Source organism: Leptospira ainlahdjerensis (genome assembly GCF_016919175.1).
In the GTDB taxonomy this organism is placed as follows: Bacteria; Spirochaetota; Leptospiria; order Leptospirales; family Leptospiraceae; genus Leptospira; species Leptospira ainlahdjerensis.
On sequence record NZ_JAFFPU010000028.1, the window covers coordinates 72,258 to 80,578 of the forward strand.

At 44.2% G+C, this 8,321-nt stretch carries 7 protein-coding genes; 4 read left to right on the forward strand and 3 right to left on the reverse strand.

Annotation, left to right across the window (positions count from 1 at the left end):
• Position 1: 1 nt before the first annotated feature.
• Both JWG45_RS07185 and JWG45_RS07190 read left to right on the forward strand, forming a co-directional pair.
• Positions 2–1,258 carry a 3-deoxy-D-manno-octulosonic acid transferase gene (locus JWG45_RS07185; RefSeq protein ID WP_205279077.1) on the forward strand — a complete coding sequence of 419 codons (1,257 nt, stop codon included), beginning with the start codon at positions 2–4 and terminating at the stop codon, positions 1,256–1,258.
• A gap of 7 nt (positions 1,259–1,265) precedes the next feature.
• The gene (locus JWG45_RS07190) at positions 1,266–1,997 is read left to right on the forward strand and encodes a hypothetical protein (RefSeq protein ID WP_205279078.1); all 732 of its coding nucleotides are present in this window, start codon (positions 1,266–1,268) and stop codon (positions 1,995–1,997) included.
• A 389-nt stretch (positions 1,998–2,386) separates the two neighbouring features.
• On the opposite strand, the gene JWG45_RS07195 is transcribed toward JWG45_RS07190, so the two are convergent.
• Entirely contained in the window at positions 2,387–3,361 is a 975-nt protein-coding gene (locus tag JWG45_RS07195; protein ID WP_408611612.1) for an SRPBCC family protein, read from the reverse strand.
• A 206-nt stretch (positions 3,362–3,567) separates the two neighbouring features.
• Between JWG45_RS07195 and JWG45_RS07200 the strand changes: the two genes are divergently transcribed.
• Positions 3,568–4,095 (forward strand): DUF1564 domain-containing protein, encoded by a 528-nt coding sequence (locus tag JWG45_RS07200; RefSeq protein ID WP_205279079.1) that lies wholly within the window; start codon positions 3,568–3,570, stop codon positions 4,093–4,095.
• Between the two features lie 94 nt (positions 4,096–4,189).
• Here the strand turns inward: JWG45_RS07200 and JWG45_RS07205 are convergent, their stop codons facing one another.
• A complete protein-coding gene (locus JWG45_RS07205) occupies positions 4,190–4,528 on the reverse strand; it encodes a hypothetical protein (RefSeq protein ID WP_205279080.1) in 339 nt (112 codons plus the stop codon).
• 355 nt (positions 4,529–4,883) lie between these two features.
• Entirely contained in the window at positions 4,884–6,998 is a 2,115-nt protein-coding gene (locus JWG45_RS07210) for a sodium-translocating pyrophosphatase (RefSeq protein ID WP_205279081.1), read from the reverse strand.
• A 13-nt stretch (positions 6,999–7,011) separates the two neighbouring features.
• Here JWG45_RS07210 and JWG45_RS07215 point away from each other — a divergent pair, with 13 nt between their 5' ends.
• Positions 7,012–8,232, forward strand: a complete 1,221-nt coding sequence (locus JWG45_RS07215) for a tetratricopeptide repeat protein (RefSeq protein ID WP_205279082.1) — start codon at positions 7,012–7,014, stop codon at positions 8,230–8,232.
• The last annotated feature ends 89 nt before the right edge of the window (positions 8,233–8,321 follow it).

The window sequence follows — 8,321 nt, forward strand, 5'->3', positions numbered from 1 at the left end:
AATGATTTTTCTCTATCAAATCCTGACGATCTTTCTTCGTATCTTTATCGTTCCTCTTTTTCTGTTATTTCCTGCCGGAAGAATTTTCCTAAAAAAGAGAAAGGAAGATCGAAAAAGAATTCTTTCCAAACCCTTTGACTCACAAGGAAAGAAAGTGATCTGGTTCCACGCCGCTTCGGTGGGTGAATTGGATCAGTGCCGCGCTCTGGCTTTGGAATTTCGCAAAAAAGAACCTTCGACTTTTTTGCTTCAGTCCGTTTTCTCCGAGAGCGTTCGAGATTCTCAGTTGGAAGCCTTTCCCGCAGACGAAACCTTTCGTCTGCCGATCGATACTCCCTTTGGATACAACTGGATCTTCCAACACTTTCATCCCAAGGTTCTTGTGCTGATGGCCTGGGACACTTGGCCGAATCTGATTCTTTCTGCAAAACGATTTGCGACCAAGGTGGTCTTGGGCTCCGCGGTGATCGGAAATCGCAAAAAAGGGATTTTAGGAATGTTGACAAGATCCGTTTTTCGGAATCTCAACGGGATCTACCCTTCTCACGAAAGTTTTTACGAGGCGTTTCGTTCTCTTGTCCCGGAAAGAATTCCCGTAAAAGTTTTAGGCGATACTAGGTTCGATACGGTTTTAAAAAAAATAGAGGACAACAAAAAGGAATTTTCAAAACCCAAAAATTACCCATATTCAAAAATCATACTATTTGCATCCACTTACGAACCCTGCGAAGAAATTCTTGTTTCCTTTTACAAACTCGCGAGAGAAAAACAACCGAATTTGTTAAACGAATTTGCGTTCTGGATTTTTCCACACAAAACATCGCCGGATCGAATCGTTTCCATAGAACACAGGTTGCAGGACGCAGGGATGGAATACCAGACCTGGACTTCCACTCCGTATGAAAGGATGAGCGCGCAGACGATCGTATTCGACGTGTTGGGAATTTTGGCCTTTGCGTATCAAGCAGCGGATTTTTCCTATGTAGGCGGCGCCCTTCACAATCGAGTACACAACGTTTTGGAACCGGCGACCTTCGGCCTTCCTTTGATGACGGGCCCTAAAATTTCCAATTCTCCGGAGGCGATGATATTAAACAAAACCGGAGGTTTGTTTGTGATAAACAAACCGGAAGATATATTAAGAATTTTGAATTTTCCTCAGGAAAAAATCGCAAAGATCCGAAAACAAAACTCCGAGTTTGTACAACAAGGTCGAGGCGCAGCGGAAAGATTGTACGAAGAGATTTCTTCGTTGTAATTCTAAAATGAAGATCTTTAGATTTTCTATAAAACCGGCCTTTTATTTTCTTTTTCTGATAGGAATCGGGAAATTACATTCCGTTGAAACGATCTCTCAGGTAAGAATACTTTCCGCAGAATCAGCAACGTTAATCAAAGAACCGGATTCTCATTCTTATGTTCAAAGAGCTCTAAAAAAAGAAGATTTGAACGGTCATCCCCATATTCCCGGCTCTGCTTTTTTCGAACTCTTAAACTTTTTAGATCCTACAAGGTGGTTCGATCGGGAAATTACGGAAGACGCGTATGATGTTCTTTTGGAGAACGTTTCCATTTTGGAAGGGGAAAATACAAAAAGGAAACTCAATTTCGTATTAGTAAGGCACGTTACACGCGGTGAAAAAAAACCGGAATGGTCCTGGGATCAAGGTTATGAAGGATTTTCGAACCTGAAAACGTTTATCATCGATCGACCTGCGATCGTATCCCAAAACTTCAAGAATCCTTTCAGAGTCACGCTTTGGTATTCCAACACCCCAGTTCCACTTTCTAAGCTGAGTAAGGACAGAAAAGATAAGAATCGATTCGTTTTCGTCGGTCACATTCACATCGATCCGGAAACTTCGGATGCGCTCGAAAAGCTTTCCGTTCGACATCTCAACTTTGGAAGATTCGGCGTTTTTTTCGGTGTAAATTTTTTAGAGGGTATTCTCTCCTACTCGAACCCGATTTGTTCCTCAAATTCCCACGAAAAATAAAGTGGAAAATCTTGAATTGAATTCCAAACCGATTTCTTTCGCTCAATGTTTCAGAATCAAGTCGTAATTACAACTATGAGAATTCCTCCCTCACAGACTGGAATGTGTGAGAGTTCCCACAGATTACGTCTCTTCGGAGAGTCCGCGATATTCGAATTCGTCCCTCACAGACTGGAATGTGTGAGAGTTCCCACAGATTACGTCTCTTCGGAGAGTCCGCGATATTCAAATTCGTCCCTCACAGACTGGAATGTGTGAGAGTTCCCACAGATTACGTCTCTTCGGAGAGTCCGTGATATTCGAATTCGTCCCTCACAGACTGGAATGTGTGAGAGTTCCCACAGTCGAGATTTTAGGACAAGATCAAAGTCCTTTTCCGGAAAATCGTTCTACTGAATTTCCATTCTCCGTTTCAAAATTCTCAAGATCGTATTTTGAATGTCCCGCATCAAAAAATCGCCCCAGAAGGATGCGTAAAAATTAAAATGTGTCGAAAGACGATACTTGCTTCGGAGATGTAAAATTATTTTTTGTCTTTCATTCTGGCCGACGCCGTTTGAATATTCCAATTCGTATTCGCCTTGGAGAGCATCGAAATAAGCTCCTCCCGGAACGACATGAGCGTCTAACGTGGTAAGCGGCGTCAAATTAGGATCAGCTTGGATCTCGAACTTCAAACGGTGAAGCGGCTTCCATTCGGTGATTGTTTCGTGAAAGAAAAGTCCCTTTTCGAATCTCGCTTCGCGGATTCCGCCGATTCCTTCGCGAGAAAGTGTCGCTTCGACGGGTCGTGGAAATCCCATCTTGTAAAAAAATCCTTCTTCCGTTTTTTCCAATTCCGAAATCCGTATGATATTTTTCCAAACCGTTTCCGGTCTTGATTTCACCTCAATACTCGTTTCTACCATACGAATTTCATTCGGTAACTCCCAATAAGATTCTATATATCCGGATACGAGAGGAAGGGAAAGGATGCCTAACGCGCCGAGAAAATTCATCCGATTCTCCGGAAAGATATAAAACAAAATCCCCACGGCGATTCCACCCACGCTCGACAAAACGAGATAGATCGGAAGACCCATGATGAGACAAATCATTCCTTCCCAATTTACGAGAAAGGAAAGTAACATGGAGATTGTCGTCGGACACCAAGGAAAGAAAATATGAAAAAAGATCGATCTCGGTTTTTCCTTCTCCGCCCAATAAACGCTGACCAGACCTATCAAAAAAGGAAGGATAAATACGGCGCCGTAGGCCATCGTAATTCCAAGATTTTTTAAGGATTCAATTCTGATAATATACTGCACAATAGTTGCGTAGAAAACGGAAAATAGTGCGGGAACCACAAAGGATCGAAGTTTCATAAGGATTAGATAGAACCTCTTTTGGGAATTTGCAAGTGAGAAAGTGAAGTAAGAATCGAACTGCGCTCCGATTTTTCAGCGTCGTTTTTCCGGATTCTATCTTGGAATCGACTTCCAAGTAGTGTCGTCTTTTGGTCAGGAATGATTTTCCGTTTTTTTTTTCGCTCCCGGAGTACGTTCTGACTTCAAAGGGAACTGTTTCAAGTATGGACGTTCTGTTACTTTCTTCCCAAAAAAAAATTCTTTCCGCTCTGAATGAAGGCGAGATCGGCTCGGATTCTCTTTTGATTCCGCTCAGTTATTGGAATCGTTTAGACAAAATTCAAAAGAAGGCTCTTTCTAAAAAACTTCCTCTTCTTCTAATCCGATACACAAAATACGTCGCTTCCTTGGATCGGCTTCATCGGAAAGCAGGTAAGATCAAGTACAATTGGGGAGCGGGAGACCTGAAGAAGATGACAATTCACGTTCACTCCGGAGTTTGGGCGGTTTTTGGGGCTTTGGCGGCGGCTCATGGTGTTTCGAGGTGTTTTCTGTTTAACTATCTCTTGTGGTTGGAAGACGTCGGAGTCGGAGATTCTATCGTGGAAACGATGAACCGAGGAGTTCCTCACTTCCATTCCGTTTACAGGATGATCTGGACCCTAAATCTACGAAAAAACCAAATCTCCCGAGCTTTGCACTTCGAACCGGACCCGATCACAAGTGAATCCCTCCCCGATCCCTTTCCCTAAAAACCAAAACGCAAACCAAAGAAAATGAACCAGACCGTAAATTCTAAATAGATTTCCTTTCCAGGGATTTTAGAATGTCATCGCAATTTTTATCTTATTTTGCGGAGTAATATTCTCCATTAAAATTGGAAAGTTCTTTCTCATCCACTTCGTAATCTACCAAATCCTCTCGATCCGAAGTAACGACGATCTTAAAACGCTTAGGTTCAAAGTAGCCCATCCCAGATGCGGAAGCATCTCTTACTACCAATCCTTTCGGCAATTTGAACAATTTGGCGTTTTTATCAAATTTCCCGATGGACAGATCCTTTTTTAAAATTCCAATTTTTCCATTCGGAGTTTCGGGATATCCATCCAGCAAAGTATAAATCCCTCTTAAGATAAAAAGAATATTCAGAAATATTGAAAGAATGAGCAAACCTGTTTTAATCATACTTCCCCTCTTCTACATAGCTTTTCTTGTTAATCCGCGTTCGGCATGGCCGCAATCGTTTTTTATTCGAGCTCCGCGTGAGCGATCGAGGCGGAGTCAAGTTATTGCTTTCAAATTCCAAGACTTCCTCAAACGGGAATCACTCAATAACTTGACTGAAGCGGAGAGCGCGACCTTCGCCTCGCGAAGGGCACGCCCGAAATCAAGATCTTTCGAAAGCAATGAATCTTTTTCTTGCAGAGTCGCTAGGATGTCTGTCCCCATTCGATTCCGAGTTCCCAAAATAAAAAAGCCCTTCCCGCTTTTTTTTTTGCGAAAAGGGCTTTCCCAAGTTTTAGAATCGAATTCTAAAATTCTAATGAAACAATCTCAGAACCAATCCGCCGTGCTGAACAAAAAATTCGGCAAAGACGAGGCTTGTGATCGCCATCAACTTGATGAGAATATTGATCGATGGTCCGGAAGTATCTTTGAAAGGATCTCCAACGGTATCACCGACTACGGCCGCCTTGTGTTGGTCGGAACCCTTTCCACCGGCTTTTTTCTCGATGTATTTCTTTGCGTTGTCCCAGCCCCCGCCGGAATTCGCCGCGGAGATCGCGAGAACCACACCGGCAACGAGCGCACCCGCAAGAACTCCTGCGAGTGACTTCACTCCGAAAAGATAACCTACTACGATCGGCGTCAAAAGAACGAGCAATCCGGGAAGAATCATCTCCCTCAGTGCGGCTGTCGTGGAGATATCCACACAACGTTTGTAGTCCGGTTTGTTCTTTCCTTCCATAATTCCTGGAATTTCACGGAACTGTTTTCGTACTTCTTCCACCATGTCGACCGCAGCTTTCCCCACCGACTTCATCGTCATTGCGGTGAAAAGGAAAGGCAACATCGCTCCGAACATCAAACCCCCGAATACTTCTGGGTTTAGAATTTCGAGGCTCGTCGTCTGCGTTCTTGTGATAAACGCGGCAAAGAGTGCGAGAGACGTCAACGCCGCCGAACCGATCGCAAACCCTTTTCCGATCGCCGCAGTGGTATTTCCTGCCGCATCCAAATTGTCGGTTCTATCACGAACTTCTTTTCCAAGCTCCGCCATTTCTGCGATTCCACCCGCGTTATCCGAAACCGGACCATAAGCGTCGATCGTTAGGCCGATCGCGATGGTAGAAATCATCCCCAGAGCCGCGATCGCGATTCCATACATCCCGGCGAGAATGTTCGCCGTTACGATGGTGATCACAAGAAGAATCACAGGAATCACGGAAGAATGATATCCGAGCGCGAGTCCGTAGATGATGTTGGTCGCCGCACCGGTGTTAGACGCTTCCGCGACTTCTCTCACCGGTTTGTAAGAATGAGAAGTATAATACTCGGTTACGATTCCTATGAACATTCCCGAAAAAAGACCGACGAGCATGGAAATATAAACATCCCACTTTGTGATCGTTTTTCCAGCGATTTCAAATGAATCCACCATAAAGGTGTTGGTTACGAAATACATGATGATCGCTACGAGAATCGTGGATACCCAGAGCTGAATTTTCAGAGTGGTTTCCACATTTCCGCCTTCTTTCACTCTTGCGAGGAAACTCGTCAAAAGAGAAGCAGGAATTCCAAACGCGGAAATGAGAAGAGGATACAAAAGCGCGTCCACGGATCCGGAAAGAGCCGATGCCGTCGCTCCGATCACCAGGGCCGCACAAGTCGCCTCCGCACAAGATCCGAAAAGATCGGCTCCCATACCGGCCACGTCTCCCACGTTGTCTCCCACGTTATCCGCAATCGTAGCAGGGTTTCTCGGATCATCTTCCGGAATTCCCTTTTCTACCTTTCCCACCAAATCCGCTCCTACGTCTGCGGCCTTAGTGTAAATTCCCCCGCCCACTCTTCCAAAAAGTGCAACGGCAGAACCTCCAAGTCCGAAACCTGCGAGAGATTCCATGAGAAAGTGTTTTTCCACTCCAGGATGCATTCCCGTAAAAATAAGGAAGAGGACGATCATTCCGAGGATCGCAAGACCCACGAGACCAAAACCCATCACAGCACCGGAATCGAAAGCAACTCGAAACGCTTTTGAAAGAGAGGTTTTTGCGGCTTCTGCGGTTCTTACGTTTCCAGCGGTCGCAATCTTCATCCCGATAAATCCGCAGAGACAGGAAATCACGGCACCGGAAACGAAAGCGATCGCGGTGTGAATCCCGTCATTAAACCCTTCCGAACCCGGATTGTCCAAAAGGAGAACGATCAGGACCGCCATAAAGGCGATGAAAACGGAAATGACCTTGTATTCCCGAACCAGGAAGGCCATTGCCCCTTCGGAGATGGCGGAGGATATTTCTATGAGTTTTTGAGTCTCTTTATCGTTACTACCCGGAGCGCCGACTTTGATGCCGATCACTTTGAAGGTATAGACTACTGCAGTAACGATCGCCAAAATAGACATGGCGATAATAATCGTAACTGAATTCATTCAGTGAAACCTCTTGTTTTTTTTCAATGTTCCGATGTTTAAAAAGATGGGAAGAATTCTACCTGACAGAGCGCCTAGGAAACTGCTATCCACTTGGTTCTTTTTTGTACTTTGCACAGGTTATTCAACGCTCTATGGGAATTCAACCTTTTCTTACGGAGAGTTACTCAGACAGGCTAGGGAAGAATTAGGACGTCTTCGTTACGACGAAGCCCTCCAAAAATTGGAGATCGCGGACTCTTTAGGAGCCCAAAGAACCGCTCCTTACTACGAGATCGAAGGAAGAGCTTGGATCGGAAAAGGGGACTTAACGACGGCCCTGGAAAGTTTTGAAAGAAGCATCCAATTGGAACCCGCCAACCCTTCTCTCTTAAAAGAAATGGTCGCAGGGTTTGAGGAATTGAAAAAACCGGACAAAACCTTCCGATTTACGAGGCTCAGCCTGAATCAAAATCCGGATCATCCCGAATACCGTTACAAGGCACTTGTTTTGAGTTCAAGACTCGGAAATGTGAATTATTATAGGGAAACCCTTCTTTGGATTCAAAAAAACAATCCTTACAAAGAAGACCTCGCAGCGATCGAAGCGGAGGTCAACACCGTAAACGAAGGAGGAAAGATCGACGAGTCGATCTCGAAGTGCCGGAAATATCTTCTTTACTTTCCGGAAAATTCTTACCTCCACCGAATTCTTCTTTTGTCCTTAAAGAAAAAACAATCTCCGCTTTTAGAACAGGCGCTTCTGGATCGAGCGGCGATCTTTCGAAATGAACCGATCTACGCCTACGAATCCGCACTTGAATTCCTACAGAACAAAAAATTTAACGAGTCTTTGGCGATGTCTCGAAGAGCCTTTTATCTGAGTCTCAAAAAAGAAGGGAAGGCCGGAAAAGAAATTCTATATCCTTTGTATAGAATTTATAGACAAAGAGGAAACGTATCCGACATTCAGGCGATCGAAATCCTACAGGGAATTTTAGAATCCAATCGAGTTCTGGACGAGGAATTTTTAGATTCCAAACTCAAACAAACCGGCTTTAACCGAGAATTTCTTTTATTCTCTCTTTTCTATATTCAAAAAAATGAAACCTCCACTTCCAAAAAAAGGGAAGAAGAATGGAAGCGTCTTTTCGAAAAAATCCGAAGACAAAAAGAAGAAGACGATATCTCGCACACGATCTCCCCTTTTTCGTACGATCCGGAAGAATCGGAAATGTTCTCCGAGAGGAAATGATTTTTTCCGATCGATTCCTTTTAATAGAACGACAGCTTATTCCAACAAGAACTCACGAAAAATCGATCATTTACAGTCTCGAATGTAGG

Coding starts and splice junctions, on each gene's coding strand:
- JWG45_RS07185 (WP_205279077.1), top strand. CDS start 2: ATGATTTTTCTCTATCAAATCCTGACGATCTTTCTTCGTATCTTTATC.
- JWG45_RS07190 (WP_205279078.1), top strand. CDS start 1,266: ATGAAGATCTTTAGATTTTCTATAAAACCGGCCTTTTATTTTCTTTTT.
- JWG45_RS07195 (WP_408611612.1), bottom strand. CDS start 3,361: ATGAAACTTCGATCCTTTGTGGTTCCCGCACTATTTTCCGTTTTCTAC.
- JWG45_RS07200 (WP_205279079.1), top strand. CDS start 3,568: ATGGACGTTCTGTTACTTTCTTCCCAAAAAAAAATTCTTTCCGCTCTG.
- JWG45_RS07205 (WP_205279080.1), bottom strand. CDS start 4,528: ATGATTAAAACAGGTTTGCTCATTCTTTCAATATTTCTGAATATTCTT.
- JWG45_RS07210 (WP_205279081.1), bottom strand. CDS start 6,998: ATGAATTCAGTTACGATTATTATCGCCATGTCTATTTTGGCGATCGTT.